We start from the raw sequence: 15303 nt of genomic DNA, 5'->3' as shown, positions 1-15303 counted from the left end.
GCCCTGGGCCACCAAGGGGCGCAGGCCCGGCGGAGCCCGGTGCCCGTCAACCAGGGCCCGCACCTGGCTCGCAGTCTGGCCCGCACCGACTGCGGCCCGCTCGCGAGGTTACAGTCGGTGACTTCGGCGGCCGCCGTGATCCAAGCCCTGACTCGACAATGCTGCCGCCGACGACTTCGAGGTGGTACGTCGCGGAACGTCGACGACATGTTGTGGACCAGGATCCTCGTCGACCGCAGATTGATTGAGCGATAAGGTCATACGTATGCCAACCGAGCCGCAGCCCGCAACCCGTCTGATCCCGCGACGCCTGCCCGCGGGCCGCTTGGGCGTTGCAGTTGTTTCCGAGCTCGTCGACCTCATCGTGACGGGCCAGTTGAAGGAAGGCGAGCTGCTGCCTCCGGAGGGTCCGCTGAGCGAACACTTCGGCGTGAGTCGCACGGTGCTGCGTGAATCGGTGAAGCGGCTGGAGGAGAAGGGCCTGGTGATCGTTTCCCAGGGGCGCGGCACCCAGGTGCGGGCGCCGGGCTACTGGAACATGCTCGATCCGGTGGTGCTGTCCGCGTTGATCGACAACGACGAGACGCTCGGCGTCCTCGACGAGCTGACGATCGTGCGGGCGAGCCTCGAGTCGGCGATGGCGGGCGCGGTTGCCGGTTCTCGCAGCGCAGATGGGTTGCGGAGGCTGGAGAACGCTTTGACCACGATGCGGGAAAGCCAGTCCGAGGCGGACTCTTTCCGGCAGGCGGATGTGGTGTTCCACTACGCGCTCATGGAGATCTCCGGCAACCGGCTGGCGGAGAACATCGCCAAGCATCTGTACAAGCGAGCCACGGAGTCCAGCCGCTACCAGGGCATCGACCCGCCTGATGCGTTCACACTGACGCTGAAGGAACACGCGGCGATCGTCGATGCCATCTCGAGGAAGGATGTCGCCGCGGCCCAGAAGGCGATGCACGATCACATCCACATCTCGTGGGAGCGTCGTCGGCTGCCCGACCACGCGCCACGGGCGCGTGGTCGAGCGCTCAATCAGAAGAGCGAGTAGACGTCGGCAGCGTTGCCGCCGAATACACCCGCGCGTTCCGAGACGGAAAGCCCGTCGAGCAGGGCTTCCAGAGCGGACTTCCAGGGCGCCGCACCCCCGCCGAGCTCAGCCAGCGGCCAATCGGAGCCGTAGAGCAGACGCCCGGGGCCGAAGGATCCCAGGGCGATCGTCACCGGGGCGGCGAGATCGGCTGCACGCCATGATCCAGGGGCGAGGCCCGACGTGAGTCCCGAGACCTTCGCGACGACGTTCGGTTGCCGCGCTAGATCCCGCAGCCGCGACGCCCACATACTCCTGTCCTGCCCGGGCTCGGGCGGACCGCCCAGGTGATCGAGCACGAAGCGGAGTCCGCCGTGGCGCGCTGCCAGGCGGGTTGCCTGAGGGAGCTGCCACTCACGCACGACGAGGTCGAAGCAGAGGCCCTCACGCTCGAGTACGGCGAGGCCCGCGCCGACCTCCTCGCGCATCATCCACTGCGGGTCCGGGTCGATGTGGGCCAGATGCCGCACCCCGACGACGGGGACAGCGGCGTCCTTGCGGATCCGGTCGAGCTGAGGTCCGACCTCCGCCGCGAGGTCGACCCACGCGACGAGGCCGGCGATGGCTGATGAGTCCAGCTTGGCGAGCCGGATGCTCTCCTCGAGGCTGTTGCTCGACTGCACGACCACGGCGCCATCGAGTCCGGTCGAGGCGAGCATCTCGCTCAGATCTGAGGCGCCGAAGTCGCGGGCGATCGGCGCCATGGTCTCCGCGTCGATCCAGTCCTGCGGGTCCACCGCCCGGTCCCACAGGTGCACATGGGCGTCGATGCCGGCAGTCATGCGAGATGCCACACTTCCTCGACAGGCTGCCACAGCGCCCCGGGATCACGTTCCTCCGCGATCCTCACCTGGCACGGGTCGGTATGCGTCCACCATTCCTGCGAAGCCGGGTCCTCGGCGATCCTTTGCATGTCCGCCTCGTGGTCCTCGCCGACGTACTCGTAGTAGGCGAACAGGATGTCGCCGAAGATGAAGATGCTGTAGTTGCGCACGTTGCATTCGGTGAGCTTTCGCTCGACGCTCGGCCACACGGCACGGTGCAGCGTCAGGTATTCGTCGCGCTTCTCGGGCCGTACACCCACGACGAAGGCCCTGCGCTCAGGTTGACGGGTCACGAGGATCGGCCTCCGCGGTGCGTCGGGTCATCCATCACGTCCGGCTCGGCCACCAGTCGCAAGGCAGCGCGTTCGGGCCGAATGTGCGGTCCGGTCGCCGCGGGCCGGGGCGTCGCAGCGCCGGCCGGGGACATCTGGGACTCGTCGACCACGATCCCGATGCCTGGGCGATCGCCCAGGACGATGCCTCCGTCGTCGAACTGCTGGTCGACGTCGAGACCGACGGGAAAGAGAAGATCCTGGACTTCGAAGGCCAGATGGTTCGGCACGGCGGCGGCGGCGTGCGCCACCGGGTTCGCGTTGTACGCGACGGGACTCACCGGCAGATCGTGGGCGTGTGCGAGCGTCGCGACGCGGAGGAAGTGGGTGATCCCCCATACGTTGCCGACCTGCACGATGTCGACCGCGTTGGCGTCCAGCAGCGGGCGGTACTGCTCCAGCCCGGTCAGGTTCTCGCCGCTTGCGATCGCCGCACGCACCTTCCCGCGCAGCGCGGCCATGCCGGCCGCATCCCACCGGCGCAGCGGTTCCTCAACCCAGGTGAGGTCCATGCGCTGCTCGATGGCCGCGACATACCGGGCCGCCTGGGCGTGGTTCCACGACTCGTTGGCGTCGAACATGAGCGCCGGCCGGCGGGAGTTGCGGCTGAGAATGTCACGCATGATCTCCAGCCGGGGCAGGTCGCGGTCGAGGTCGCGGCCGCCCTTGAGCTTGCCGGCCTTGAACCCACGGTCCGCGAACCGGCCGTAGAGGTCGGAGAGTTCGTCCTCGGTCAGGCCGTACTCGAGACCGGACGCGTACCCGGGGACGAAGCGCTCGCGGGCCCCGAGGGTCCGCCATAGCGGCTCGTCGGCGGCCTTGGCCTTGATGTCCCAGAGGGCCATGTCGACGGCCCCGATGGTTCCGAAGGTGGATCCTGAGTGACCGGCCTTGAACACCCAGTCGAGCATTCGGTCGTAGAGCGCCACGACCGACCGCGGGTCATCGCCCTCGATCGCGGGGAAGACACGGGCGATGTCGGCGTGGGACCCGAGGCCTACTCCCTCGATGCCGGTGTCGGTCTCGATGATGAGGACGGGGACCGGCGTGGCGTGGCCGGGCTGGACACCGTTGACGTCCCCGGTGATTCTGCCCCAGTCGTGAACGGTGTTCAGGCTGCGGTACCCGGTGATCTTCATCGGCGGTGGTTCTCCTTGCATGTGCGAGCGGTCATTCCTTGGTTCCTCCAGCTGTCATGCCCGCGACCAGGAATCGCTGGGAGAACAGGAAGACGACCAGGACGGGCAGGATCGACACGATCGTCCCCAGCGCCAAGGTGGGCAGCTGGACGGAGTCGGATCCCGCGGAGCTGGGATTGAAAGCCGGGGTTGACGCCAGAAGCGAGGTGAGCCCGACCTGGATCGGGTATCCGTCGCTCGAGGGCAGCATCACGAACGGGAGGAAGAAGTTATTCCAGTTCTGAACAAAGCTGAAGAACGCCACCAGGGCGACGATCGGGGCGGCCAGCGGAAGGGCGACCCGGGTGAAGACCTGGAACCCGTTGCAGCCGTCGATGCGCGCGGCGGCGAGGATGTCACGAGGGATGCTCGTCGAAAAGTAGATGTAGGTGAGATAGACGCCGAACGGGAAGAACGACATGGGCAGGATCACCGACAGCGGGCTCCCGATCAGACCGACACTGTTCAGCTCGAGGAAGATGGGCAGCACCAGTGCGGTGCTGGGGATCAGCATGACCACGAGTGTCAGCACGAGCAGCGCCTGCCGAAGCCTGAACTCCGTGAGCGCGAGCGCGTAGCCTGCGGGGATGCTCACGAGGAGCGTGATCACCAGGGCGCCGATCGCATACAGCGCGGAGTTGCCGATCCAGGTCGTCACCGCACCGTCCTGGAAGTCGAACAGCTGATGCCAGTTGGCGACGAAGTCCGACCGCGACCCGAGCGAGAACGGGTTGGCGACGACGAGCGCCTTTGAGGACTTCGTGACCGCGAGGAGCAGCCAGAGGATCGGGACGGCGAAGAACAGGACGAAGACGACGAGCAGGACGCCGGCGATGGACCGCCCGCTCCACCCGCTGAGGCTCGGCCGGCGGCGTTCGGCGGAGAGTGCTCTCATGGTCATTCCTTCTCGAAGAGGCCACCGCGGGTCACGAACACCCAGGACAGCAGGAGCGCGACGACCAGCAGGATCAGCGAGATCGCGGCCGCGCCGTTGAAGTCGTTCTGCTGGAACGCGTACTGGTAGGCCAGCTGGTTGAGCGAGTAGTCGTTGGGCACCACCGCATTGCTGGCCTGACTGAGCAGTTGCGGCTCGACGAACAACTGGGTGCCGGCCGCGAGTGACATGACGCCCATGTACGCAACCCACTTGCGCAGCATCGGAAGTTGGATCCGCAACGCGATCTGGACGGCGTTCGCGCCGTCGATGCGGGCGGCCTCGATCACCTCGGTGCTGATGTTGTTGAGGGCGCCGTACATGATGATGATCCACCCGCCGGCTCCGGTCCAGAACGCGATGATTGCGAAGATCACCGGAAGGTGGCCGGGTTGGATCACCTGCACGAAGCTGTCGAACCCCAGCGCGCTGAGCAGACCGCTGACCGGGCTCGCCGTCGGATCGAGGACGAAGAGCCACAACAGGACGCTGGACGCGCCCGCGAGCGCGCCGGGCAGGTAGTAGACGAAGCGCAGGGTCGCGCTCACCCACCGCACACTGACGGCGTGGACCACCAACGCCAGGCCGACGACGAAGACCACCAGCGCGAGGAGCCAGATGAGGAGATAGGTGGTCACGTGCAACACGGCCGGCCAGAACCGGAAATCGCCGACGACCTTGGTGAAGTTGTCGAAGCCTGCGAATCCGCCGTCTGCGTTCGTGAAGGCCAGGACTACTGCGTAGAGCGAAGGGATGATCCCGAAGGCGATGGTGAGCAACGCGTAGGGCGAGACGAAGAGATAGCCGATCGGGCTGCGAGCGAAGGCGCTACCGGCCGGCCGGCCGCTACCCCGGCGTGACCGCCGACGCCGTGAGGCGTCAACGGTCAGCTGGTCACTCGGAGGAGCGAGGGTCATGTCACTTCACCACGTATCCGTTGACCTTGGCTTGGTTCTCGATCGCCTTCTGCCAGGTCGGCAGCAGGTCCACGATCGACTTGCCGCCTGTGATCCCCGGGGTCATCGTCTTCGCCCATATCGCCTCCTGGCTGAATGTGGGGTAACCCCAGCCGTCCCAGACCCGCGACGCTGCGCTCACCACCGGCTGCAGCGGGGTGGCGTAGTACTTGCTCGCCTCCTGCTTCGCGATCCACTTCTGTGCGGCGGGCGCGTACGCCGGGTAACCCGGTGCGACGTCGACCTGATAGTCGTCGGCCGTGGTGACGAACTGGACAAACTTCTCAGCGGCCTTCAGGTTCTTCGAATGGCTGGAGACGAACCAGGTTCCGCCACCCACGTTGCCCGTCGCAGCCTCGTCCTCGCCCTTCCACGGCAACGGCGCGGCGACGCCGAGCCGTCCGGCCGGCACGTTGAGCGACTGAGGGTTGTTGAAGATCGCGCCGGCGTACCAGGCCGGACCCGGCATCATCAGCACCTTGCCCGAGTACTTCTTCAAGAACTCGGGAGTGAAAACGCTGACCACCGGCACGGTCCCGTTGTTGCGGAGGGCGTCGAGCATCGAGGCCGCCCGCTTGCACTCGGTCGAGTCGGTCTTCACGGAGAGGGACTTGGGACCGGTCACGTCATTGGCCTGGCACTTGCTCGCCCACATGAACACCTCGGGCGTCCAGGCATCTCCGGCCGTCCCGATGATGTAACCGGGGTGCTCCTTGGCGACCTTCTCGCCCAGCGCCTGGTACTCCTCCCACGTGGTCGGGACGGCGTAGCCGAACTGCTCCAGCAGGGACTTGTCGTACCAGAGCACCGCCTGGGCGAGGTCGTTGCGCAGGCAGTACACGCGGCCGTCCACCGTGCAGGGGTTGAGCGAGCCTCCGGTGAAGTTGCTGAGCGTGTCCTTCGGGACCAGACCCTTGTCCAACACGGCCGCGAACGCCTGCTTGCCACCGCTCTTCTGGCTGGCCCACGCCGCGTCGTTGTTCTGACTGGAGAAGACGACATCGGGCCAGCCACTGCCGGCGCGGTCGAAGAGCTGCACCTTCGTCCGGAAGGAATTGGACCCGTTGGCGGACCCGTCATAGGTGACGACCTTGATCTTGGTGTCCGGGTTCGCCGCCTGGAACGCCTTCGCGGCAGCCTGTCGGTCCGCGTCCACCCAGACGGTGATCGTCGAGGAGGCTTCCTGCTTGGCTTCGGGAAAACCATGCGGCCCGTTCGCCGAGCTGCCTTGGCCGCCGCAACCAGCAAGGGTCAGGAGCGCAGTTGCGGCGCACATCACGGCGACGGTCGACGCCTTACGGCGCGAACGCACCAGAGTGTGGATTCCGACCATGAGATGTCCTTGTCCTGTCGACTTCGTTGACGACTCCGGCAGGACTATAGAGCATACGTATGATGTTTGTCATTCATATTATCTTGATACTGGATCGTCGTTCTCCAGCAGTGTGAGATCGTCCAGAGTCGGCGCGCCCTCCCAGTCGCCGGGGCCCATACACGCGAAGGCGCCGGCGATCGTCGCAAGGTCGAGGCAGGCCGCCATGTCGGCTGCTCGGGTGTAGCCGGCAAGGAAGCCGGCGACGAAGGCGTCGCCGGCGCCCACCGAGTCCACGACCGGGACCGCGATGGCGGCACGCTCGAGCACAGCTCCGTCGTGGTAGCCGATGCTGCCGGCCGCACCCCGCTTGACCACCGCCGTCGACGGACCCAGGTGCGCGAGCGCGGCGACGAGTTCCGCAGGGTCGCTCGTCCGGGTGCCGGTGAGCAGGGCGGCCTCGTCCTCGCCTGCGAACACGAGGTCCGCGGCGGCCGCCACCTCTCGGTACACCGGCGCGGGGTCCCCTGTCCTCCACAGCGAGCGCCGATGGTTGACGTCAAAGGAGACGCGCACTCCGGACCGCCGCGCCAGCCGCACCACCTCGTGGACGGTCTCGCGGGCCGAGTCGGAAATCGAAGCGGTTATCCCGGTGACGTGAATGAGGGCGGCGCTCTCCACCAGGTGGGGGTCGATGTCGTCCACGGTCAGGCGGCTGCCGGCGCTTCCAGAGCGGTAGAACCACACTCTCGTGGTGTGAGGGGTGCGCTTCTCCTTGATCATCAGGCCGGTCGGCGCGTCGGGATCGACGATGACTCTTGCGTCGACACCTTGGCCTCGGATGTCGCGAACGACCCGCCGACCGAGGGGGTCGGCTCCGACTCGGCCCACCCAGACCGCGTCAATGCCGAGCCGGCTGAGGCCTATGGCAACGTTGCTGTCCGCACCTCCCGTCGCGATGCGGGCGTCGGCCACCTCCGCGAGGTCGCCGACGTCGGCGGCGCGGAACAGCCCCATCGTCTCCCCGAAGGTCAGCACGTGACCACCCATCAGGCTCCCCTCACCGCTTCCGCCCGGAGCGTTGTCGCCACCTGGGCGTTCGAAGAGCCTCATCGGCCAAGCCAGCCACCGTCGACCGGCAGGATCGTCCCGGAGATGTAGCGCGCTGCGTCCGACGCCAAGAACACAGCAGCGCCTGCGATGTCCTCCGCCGTTCCCCACCGCCCCGCCGGTATCCGCTCGAGGATCGCGCGGGACCGGTCAGGGTCGTCCTGAAGCGCTTGGGTGTTGTCGGTCGCGATGTAGCCCGGGGCGATGCCGTTGACGGTCACACCGCATCCAGCCCACTCGTTCGATAGCGCCCGGATCAGTCCCGCCATGCCGGACTTGGCGGCCGCATAGCCCGGCACGTTGATCCCGCCCTGGAACGAGAGCAGGGAGGCGGTGAAGACGATGCGCCCGTGTTGCGCATCCAGCATCCTCCGCCCGAGAACCTGGCTGAGCACGAATGTGCTCGTGAGATCGACTTCGAGCACCTCGTCGAACCAGTCCAGGGGATGCTCGGCGGCGGGAGCGCGGCGGATGGTCCCGGCGTTGTTGACCAGGATGTCAACCGGGCGCTCGCCTGCGGCGAGTTCCTCGGCGAACCGGGTCACCTGCCGTCGGTCTGCGAAGTCGACGCGGTGTCCCGAGAACTCGCGGCCGAGCCCGCGCACGCGGTCGCCGATTGCCGATGATGCCGGATCGAGGGTGGCGGAGAGTCCGACGATGTCGGCACCGGCAGCGGCCAGAGCCTCGGCGATGGCGAACCCAATTCCGCGCTTGGCCCCGGTCACGACAGCGAGGCGGCCGGTCAGGTCGAAGGGGTTCATGACACGCTCACCTCGACGAGCAGCTTCATCGCCTGCCCGGCCTCGAGGACACCGAAGGCCGATTCGACCTCGCTCAGGGGCACGATGCCCGTGATGAGCTTCTCGGCCGGGATGGCGCCCTCGGCCACGAGCTCGACGGCGCGCTCGAAGTCGTGGCGCTGGTAGACCCGTGCACCGAGCAACCTCAGCTCCCGCCAGAACACGCGGTGCAGGTCGATGGGCCGCGGTTGCGAGTGGATGGCCACCACAACGAGCGTGCCACGGACCTTCGCCAAGCTCGTGGCGCCGAGCACGGCGGCGGCCGAGCCGGAGACCTCGAACACGACGTCCGCTCCGGCTCCGTCCGTCCACTCCTCCACCCAGGCGACCTGATCGACCGACGAGGGGTCCAGCGTCGTCAGCCCCATCTCCTCGGCGGCGGCCCGCCGGGTCGGGTCGATCTCGGCAATCACGACCTCGGCACCGAACGCGGCAGCGACGACCGCGATCAGAACGCCGATCGGGCCCGCACCGATAACGACCGCCTTGTCGCCTACGACGAGTTCGGAGCGTCGTACGTCGTGCACTGCCACCGCGACGGGCTCCACAAGCGCGGCGTCTCGCAACGAGATCTCGGAGGGCAGCCGCACGAGTGCCGACACCGGTACGTTCCAGTACTCCTGAAGGGCTCCGGGGCTGTCGATGCCGATGAAGTCCAGGTTCTGGCAGATGTGCTCGTTCCCCGCACGGCAGGCCGGGCAAGTGCCGTCCCAGGCCAGCGGCATGACAGTCACCGCATCACCCACCGACCAGCCCTCCACGCCGGCACCGAGGGCGACGACCGTGCCTGACATCTCGTGTCCGATCGTCGCCGGCTTGCTGACCCGACCGTCCATGTCCCCGTGGAAGACATGGAGGTCCGTGCCGCAGATTCCGACGTAAGCCACGGCGACTCGGACCTCCCCCGCACGCGGCTCGGCCGGTTCCCGCTCCTCGACCCTCATCGTGCGCGCGCCTACGTAACTTGCCGCCAACATGCTGATCGGCTCCTCCTCGCTATGTCCGGGGCCGCAACGGCCCAAAGCCGTGCGCAACATAGCAGGAAACATAATACGTATGCTGTCCTATAGTCGACCTCGTGACCAGCAAGCCACCGCCGCGCGACCACGCATCCATGGAACAGACGCTCCCGACCCGAGGCCTGCGAACCGGGCACCAGCTCACGGAGTTGGGCCTGGGCACAGCCCAGTTCGGCAACCTGTTCACCGAGACGACCGACGACGAGTCCCAGCGCGCCGTCAGAGCCGCAGCCGAGGAAGGGATCCGCTACATCGACACCGCGCCGCATTACGGCCTCGGACTGTCCGAACGCCGCCTGGGGGACGCCCTGAACGCGGCCACTCGGCGAGGTGTGGTCATCTCCTCGAAGGTCGGGCGCCTGCTCGTGGACAGCCCGGACACGACCCACCGGCTCGACGACGACGGGTTCATCGTGCCGGCGACGAAGAAGCGGGTCTGGGACTTCAGCCGCGACGGGATCCTTCGTTCCGTGGAGGAGTCACTGGCACGGCTGGGGACGGACCGGCTCGACATCGCCTATCTGCACGATCCGGACGACCACTGGGGGCCGGCATCGTCGAGCGGGATCGCCGCCCTGGCCGAGCTCCGGGACCAGGGCGTCGTCGGTGCCATCGGCGCCGGCATGAACCAGGCGGCGTTGCTGGCCGAGTTCGTGAGGCAGACCGACGTCGATGTGGTGATGGTCGCCGGGCGGTTCACCCTTCTCGATCAATCGGCACTGGACGACCTGTTGCCCGTCGCCGGCGCCCGCGGCGTCGGCGTCGTCGCCGCGGCGGTCTACAACTCCGGACTGCTGAGCAGTACGGCCGTGGACAGCTCGGCGACCTACGACTACGGGGCAGCGCCGCGGGACGTCGTCGAGCGTGCCGCCCGCATCGCCGCCGTCTGCGAGCGCCACGGCGTGGAGCTTCCCGCGGCCGCCATCCAATACCCGTTGCGTCATCCCGCAGTTGCCTCGGTGGTGACAGGGATGCGCACTCAGGAACACGTGCGAGGCAATGTCGCGCGGTATCGGGCGGTGATCCCGGAGGCGCTGTGGGAGGAACTGCACTTCACAGGGCTCGCCCCGGACCCGATCCGGACACGCTGATCCTCCAGGGTTCCGGGTCATACGTCATATGAATCTTGTCACAAACATCATACGTATGCTAACTCTGTGTCGGGCATCAACGCCCCTATCACAGGAAGCGATCGAACATGACATCGACGTCAGACTCGACACGCTCGGTGAGCAGACGATGGAGGCGCAGGGTGGGCACCCTCGCGGCGCTCGGCGCCTGCGCCGTCATCGCATCAGCGCTCATTCCTCTTCAGGCGCAAGCCGCCCCCAGGACGGAGTACTTCGCAGCACCGGACGGCAAGGACGCCGGACACTGCAGCCAGTCGCAGCCGTGCTCGCTGGAGCGGGCGCAGCATGTTGTCGGTCCGGCCACCAAGCATGGTGACGTGACCGTCCAGCTTGCCGACGGCACCTACCGCCTTTCCGAGCCCCTGCGGTTCGGACCCGGCGACGACGGCGGCGACCACACCGTCCACTGGACCGCCGCCCCGGGCGCCCACCCGGTCATCACAGGCGCCTCGAAGGTCACCGGCTGGTCCAAGTCCGAGGCAGGGTCGGGCATCTGGGAGGCGGACACCCCCAACGGCCTCGACACCCGCCAGCTCTACGTGAACGGCGTGATCGCCCCTCGCGCCGCCATCCGCCTGGCCAACGCGGACGTCACTCCCACCGCGACCGGTCTCACCATCAAGAACCCGGCCCTGAGCTACCTCGCCACGCTCCCCGACCAGAGGCGCATCGAGTTCGAGTCCCTCGGCGACTTCACGAACCGCTACTCGCCGGTCCAGAGCATCAGTGCCACCGAGATCACGATGGCGCAGCCCGCTTGGGACAACAACACGTGGGGCTGGGACACCGTCCAGAACTCGTTCCTGGCCGGTCCGAGCTGGTACCTCGACAACTCACTGAGCTTCCTCACCCAGATCGGCCAGTGGTACATAGCTCCGGGCGCCGGGAAGCTCTACTACAAGCCGGCGGACGGGGTCGACCCCAACCAGCTCGACATCGAGCTGCCCCGCCTGCAGACACTGGTCAGCATCGGCGGGACGTATGACGCGCCCGTAACCGGTCTTGCCTTCGAGGGCATCCAGTTCTCCGGAACCTCCTGGCTCGGCCCCTCGACCGACGGGTACGCGGACCAGCAGAACGGCCTCTTCATCAAGGGCGCCTACGACTACCGCCCCGCCGACGCCTTCACCAGCTGCTCGCGCGGCTGCGAGATGTTCGAGCGAGCGCGCACCAGCTGGTACCAGGAGCCCGCCGCCGTACAGGTCTCCGCCGCCAGCCGCATCTCGTTCACCGGCAACACATTCACCAACCTCGGCCAGTCGGCGCTGGGTATCGGAAACGACGCCAACGCCACAAGGACCGGAATCGGGCTGGGCGCCGGCGACATCGACGTGGTCGGCAACCGGTTCATGGAGAACAGCGGGCACGGCGTCGCGGTCGGCGGTGTACTGCCTGACGCGCACCACCCCAGCGACCCGAGGATGACCAACAAGAACATCCAGATCGCCAACAACACGATCAATCGCGTGGCGGTGGACTACAAGGACAACAGCGGAATCCTCAGCACCTACGTCACAGGCGCCCGCATCCTGCACAACGAGGTCTCCAACGTCCCCTATGACGGCATCGACACCGGCTACGGCTGGGGCATCAACGACGCCGGGGGCTCGAACGACTACGTCGACCGCGGCTACTACAAGTGGAACACGCTGTACACGACGCCGACGACGCTCAAGGACAACCGCGTCGAGGGCAACCTCGTACACAACACGAAGGCACGCTTCGCCGACGGCGGATCGGTCTACAACCTCTCCGCCAGCCCGGGAAGCGTGGTCGCCAAGAACTACCTGTTCAACATCTCTGGAGTCGGCCTCTACCTCGACGAGGGCTCGCGCTCGATGACCTACGAGAACAACGTGGTCCAGGGCGGTTCCTTCCTCTTCACCAATGCATACAGCCTCCGCAACAACACCAGCGACAACGTCATCCAGAACAACTGGTACAACTCGGGCGGGGCCTCGACGCCGAACGCCGGGGCGCACAACAACCAGCTGATCAACAACGTGAAGGTCACCGGTGCCAACTGGCCCCAGGGCGCGCGAGACGTGATCTGCCAGGCGGGTGTCGCGCCGCAGTACCGGACGTCGCTCAACGCGAACCAGTTCGGCTTCAGCGGGTGCGCGGTCGGTGCACCGGTCGCACCCGGCCTCCGCACTTCCGGAGCTTCGGCCGTCAGCTCGTACTTCGGCCAGAGCGGCGATGGATTCGGGATCGCGGCGGCGGGCGCCGACGTGTGGGGCGCCGGCGGTCAGCACGACGACCAGTTCGGCTCGATCTACCGGGCCGGCTCGTTGGGGGCCGACTCGAGCGTGTCCACACGGGTCGTGTCGGTCAACGATGCCAACGCCTGGGCCAAGTCCGGGGTCATGGTCCGCAACGACATGACCAAGGCGGGAAGTTCGGCCGGGTACGCCGTCGTCGCGGTCACCGCCCGCAACGGCGTCGTGTTCGAGTGGGACGCCAACGGTGACGGATACCTGGACACCGACGCCCGGGCCGGCGTCGACATCTACCGCCCCATCTGGGTGAAGCTCACCCGATCGGGCACCTCGTTCAGCGCCTCGTACTCCTACGACGGCGCCAACTATGTTCCGATCGGTCAGCCCGTGACGTTGGCCTCGGCCGCAGCGAAGCAGGACGCGGGCATCTTCTCCACCTCCCACGACGCCGCACAGTCAGCGATCAACCAGTTCGACTCCGGCGCCGTCACCGCTGTGACGGCGCCATAGGTGCCGCTCACGGTGGGTCGACGGTAGGCGCGGCAAGGTGACCTGGAGCTCGCCGGCAGACTGACCGCCCAGAATCACGGATTCTGGCGGCGAGCGCATGAGAGGACCAGAGCACCAAGCGTGACCTGCCATCGACCATCCGGCGGTGCGGGGCGGGCGTACGCTCGCCCCGCACCGCCTTCTCGCCCAGTGCGGTGGGCCCCATTCTCAAGCCATTCGTGATGACGGTTCGGCCGAGGACTCCTGACGTGATTTCAGGGGCTTTGCCAGGTCCAGATCCAGGCAAGCTTGTCGATCGAGGCGGGCGCGGCCGGCGCAGCTGGCCGCCCGCTACGGTTGCATCGCCATGCGCAGGATCGGTTGGGTGAGCACAACGAAGCGCTGGGGGGCGCCTGCGCGTGGCTGAGAACACCCGCCAGTCTGTCCGAGGGAACAGAGCGTGGGTGTTGATTCCGGCAAAGATGAGACCACCTGCCGACCAGCGCTCAGACTCCGCCAGTGGCAGCCGATCGCGCTACGGTGCTGCCGCAGACGGGTGGACAGGAAGCATAGGGCAGAACTGGACACGTCGACGCCCGACGGGTAGACAAGCGTGCGAAGCCTCCGGTGGAGACGGTTCTCTTGGTCGAAAACCCATCTACCAGGAGCTTCACCACATTGTCAGCCCAACCACCCTGTCCTTGCGGCAGGTTGGAACGAGCTCATGTGCTTCCCCGCCCTCCCGGGCAACACCCGTTCGCTCCCGATAAAGGTCGATAGACCCGTGAATGCTTCAGACCCGCACGTCAAAGCCTTCGCCGAGATCTTCGGCGATCCGCCGGCCGACTTCGCCGTCCCTGTCGACTGGGCGGCAGTCGAGTCCTGGTTGGGGATGCGCCTGCCCGCCGACTACAAGGCCATTGCCGCCGCGTACGGCCCACTCGACATCGGCGCCTGGCTCTGGCTTCACATGCCATGCGTCAACCGCGGTTGGTTCGACTATGGAACCTGGGTCCAGCAGACTCGGCGTAACGCCCCCGGCGTCCTTCCCTTCGGCGCCACCCGTACCGCCGATACCCTCTACTGGGACACCACCGCATCCGACGACCCCGACCAATGGCCGGTCGTCATGCACTGTCAGGACGACGAGAACGCGGGCCGCGACCCCTGGCGGCGCTTCGCGACCCCGCTCGTGCCGACGCTGGCCAGGCTCGTGGCCGACGGCATGCGCCCGGTGGCCGCCCGAAGTGGCATGCAAACCGACTTGGAGCGAACCCCGTGGACACCGCCGCCTCGGCGACCGGAGCCAACCGCTCAGCAGCGGGCGGCGCTCACCACAGGCAGCGGGCTGGAGACTTTGATCGCACTCGTCCCGCCGCCGGAGACACCCGCGCTCGGTAAGCACAACTGGGACTGGCTGTACGAAAGGCTGGATACACGTCTGCCCGGCGAGTACGTACGACTGATGGAGCGGTACGGGGCCGGCTCCTGGTGCGGCTGGCTGCGCTTCAACATCCCCTTCGGCGAAGGCCAGTACGCGCTCGCACCGTGGGCCGAGTGGTACACGGAGACTTACCAGGGGCAGCGAGCCGAGTTCCCTGAGTATCATCCCCTGGCTGTCTATCCCGAGCCCGGAGGATTCCTGCCCTTCGCCGACTCTATCGACGGCGACCAACTGTGCTGGCTGACCGAAGGTGCCACGCCGGACGACTGGCCATTGATCGTCGTACCGCGCCATGCCGACCAAGGACCACCGCTCAACACCGACCTCACCAAAACCCTGCTGGAGTGGTTGCGCGGCCGGTACGCGACCGAGGGCCTGCCCCCGCTCGGACGCCGCGACGAGGACCCTCTCGACTACATCGAATTCGAGCCCTACGACGCAGAACCAGCCGCTGATGACCAATGATTCA

At 67.0% G+C, this 15303-nt stretch carries 13 protein-coding genes and 1 pseudogene; 4 read left to right on the top strand and 10 right to left on the bottom strand.

The window, feature by feature from the left end; translation table 11 throughout:
- The first annotated feature begins 265 nt into the window (after positions 1 to 265).
- Positions 266 to 1048, top strand: a complete 783-nt coding sequence (locus RCR19_RS33590; RefSeq protein WP_331268521.1) for a FadR/GntR family transcriptional regulator — start codon at positions 266 to 268, stop codon at positions 1046 to 1048.
- Here the strand turns inward: RCR19_RS33590 and RCR19_RS33585 are convergent.
- From RCR19_RS33585 to RCR19_RS33545, 9 genes are all read right to left on the bottom strand, one after another.
- Positions 1033 to 1869 carry an amidohydrolase family protein gene (locus tag RCR19_RS33585; protein ID WP_331268520.1) on the bottom strand — a complete coding sequence of 279 codons (837 nt, stop codon included), beginning with the start codon at positions 1867 to 1869 and terminating at the stop codon, positions 1033 to 1035. The genes RCR19_RS33590 and RCR19_RS33585 overlap by 16 nt on opposite strands.
- Positions 1866 to 2204 carry an L-rhamnose mutarotase gene (locus RCR19_RS33580; RefSeq protein WP_331268519.1) on the bottom strand — a complete coding sequence of 113 codons (339 nt, stop codon included), beginning with the start codon at positions 2202 to 2204 and terminating at the stop codon, positions 1866 to 1868. The genes RCR19_RS33585 and RCR19_RS33580 overlap by 4 nt, the downstream gene beginning before the upstream one ends.
- A complete protein-coding gene (locus RCR19_RS33575) occupies positions 2201 to 3382 on the bottom strand; it encodes a mandelate racemase/muconate lactonizing enzyme family protein (protein WP_331268518.1) in 1182 nt (393 codons plus the stop codon). The genes RCR19_RS33580 and RCR19_RS33575 overlap by 4 nt, the downstream gene beginning before the upstream one ends.
- 31 nt (positions 3383 to 3413) lie before the next feature.
- Positions 3414 to 4316 (bottom strand): carbohydrate ABC transporter permease, encoded by a 903-nt coding sequence (locus RCR19_RS33570; protein WP_331268517.1) that lies wholly within the window; start codon positions 4314 to 4316, stop codon positions 3414 to 3416.
- A 2-nt stretch (positions 4317 to 4318) separates the two neighbouring features.
- The gene (locus RCR19_RS33565) at positions 4319 to 5272 is read right to left on the bottom strand and encodes a sugar ABC transporter permease (RefSeq protein WP_331268516.1); all 954 of its coding nucleotides are present in this window, start codon (positions 5270 to 5272) and stop codon (positions 4319 to 4321) included.
- 1 nt (position 5273) lies between these two features.
- Positions 5274 to 6644 carry an ABC transporter substrate-binding protein gene (locus RCR19_RS33560; protein ID WP_331268515.1) on the bottom strand — a complete coding sequence of 457 codons (1371 nt, stop codon included), beginning with the start codon at positions 6642 to 6644 and terminating at the stop codon, positions 5274 to 5276.
- A gap of 78 nt (positions 6645 to 6722) precedes the next feature.
- A complete protein-coding gene (locus RCR19_RS33555) occupies positions 6723 to 7673 on the bottom strand; it encodes a sugar kinase (RefSeq protein WP_331268514.1) in 951 nt (316 codons plus the stop codon).
- Between the two features lie 59 nt (positions 7674 to 7732).
- Positions 7733 to 8494 (bottom strand): SDR family oxidoreductase, encoded by a 762-nt coding sequence (locus RCR19_RS33550; protein WP_331268513.1) that lies wholly within the window; start codon positions 8492 to 8494, stop codon positions 7733 to 7735.
- Positions 8491 to 9477, bottom strand: coding sequence for an alcohol dehydrogenase catalytic domain-containing protein (locus tag RCR19_RS33545; protein WP_331269627.1), 987 nt, complete (start codon positions 9475 to 9477; stop codon positions 8491 to 8493). The genes RCR19_RS33550 and RCR19_RS33545 overlap by 4 nt, the downstream gene beginning before the upstream one ends.
- A gap of 134 nt (positions 9478 to 9611) precedes the next feature.
- On the opposite strand from RCR19_RS33545, the gene RCR19_RS33540 reads away from it, so the two are divergent.
- Together RCR19_RS33540 and RCR19_RS33535 are read left to right on the top strand one after the other, a co-directional pair.
- Positions 9612 to 10643, top strand: coding sequence for an aldo/keto reductase (locus tag RCR19_RS33540; protein WP_331268512.1), 1032 nt, complete (start codon positions 9612 to 9614; stop codon positions 10641 to 10643).
- Between the two features lie 161 nt (positions 10644 to 10804).
- On the top strand, positions 10805 to 13411 hold the full coding sequence (locus RCR19_RS33535) for a right-handed parallel beta-helix repeat-containing protein (protein ID WP_331268511.1): 2607 nt from the start codon (positions 10805 to 10807) through the stop codon (positions 13409 to 13411).
- Positions 13412 to 13876: 465 nt separating this feature from the next.
- Here RCR19_RS33535 and RCR19_RS33530 read toward each other — a convergent pair.
- Positions 13877 to 13978 (bottom strand): annotated as a pseudogene (locus RCR19_RS33530) (IS5/IS1182 family transposase); the annotation flags it as partial.
- A gap of 196 nt (positions 13979 to 14174) precedes the next feature.
- Between RCR19_RS33530 and RCR19_RS33525 the strand changes: the two are divergent.
- Positions 14175 to 15299: an SMI1/KNR4 family protein gene (locus RCR19_RS33525; protein ID WP_331268510.1), complete on the top strand. Its 1125-nt coding sequence runs from the start codon at positions 14175 to 14177 to the stop codon at positions 15297 to 15299.
- Positions 15300 to 15303 lie beyond the last annotated feature (4 nt).

It is taken from the genome of Streptomyces sp. WAC07094, assembly GCF_036320405.1.
Taxonomy (GTDB): domain Bacteria; phylum Actinomycetota; class Actinomycetes; order Streptomycetales; family Streptomycetaceae; genus Streptomyces; species Streptomyces lannensis.
This window is presented reverse-complemented; position numbering and strand designations above follow the sequence as displayed.

Coding starts and splice junctions, on each gene's coding strand:
- RCR19_RS33555 (WP_331268514.1), bottom strand. CDS start 7,673: ATGGGTGGTCACGTGCTGACCTTCGGGGAGACGATGGGGCTGTTCCGC.
- RCR19_RS33590 (WP_331268521.1), top strand. CDS start 266: ATGCCAACCGAGCCGCAGCCCGCAACCCGTCTGATCCCGCGACGCCTG.
- RCR19_RS33565 (WP_331268516.1), bottom strand. CDS start 5,272: ATGACCCTCGCTCCTCCGAGTGACCAGCTGACCGTTGACGCCTCACGG.
- RCR19_RS33550 (WP_331268513.1), bottom strand. CDS start 8,494: ATGAACCCCTTCGACCTGACCGGCCGCCTCGCTGTCGTGACCGGGGCC.
- RCR19_RS33575 (WP_331268518.1), bottom strand. CDS start 3,382: ATGAAGATCACCGGGTACCGCAGCCTGAACACCGTTCACGACTGGGGC.
- RCR19_RS33560 (WP_331268515.1), bottom strand. CDS start 6,644: ATGGTCGGAATCCACACTCTGGTGCGTTCGCGCCGTAAGGCGTCGACC.
- RCR19_RS33545 (WP_331269627.1), bottom strand. CDS start 9,477: ATGAGGGTCGAGGAGCGGGAACCGGCCGAGCCGCGTGCGGGGGAGGTC.
- RCR19_RS33585 (WP_331268520.1), bottom strand. CDS start 1,869: ATGACTGCCGGCATCGACGCCCATGTGCACCTGTGGGACCGGGCGGTG.
- RCR19_RS33570 (WP_331268517.1), bottom strand. CDS start 4,316: ATGAGAGCACTCTCCGCCGAACGCCGCCGGCCGAGCCTCAGCGGGTGG.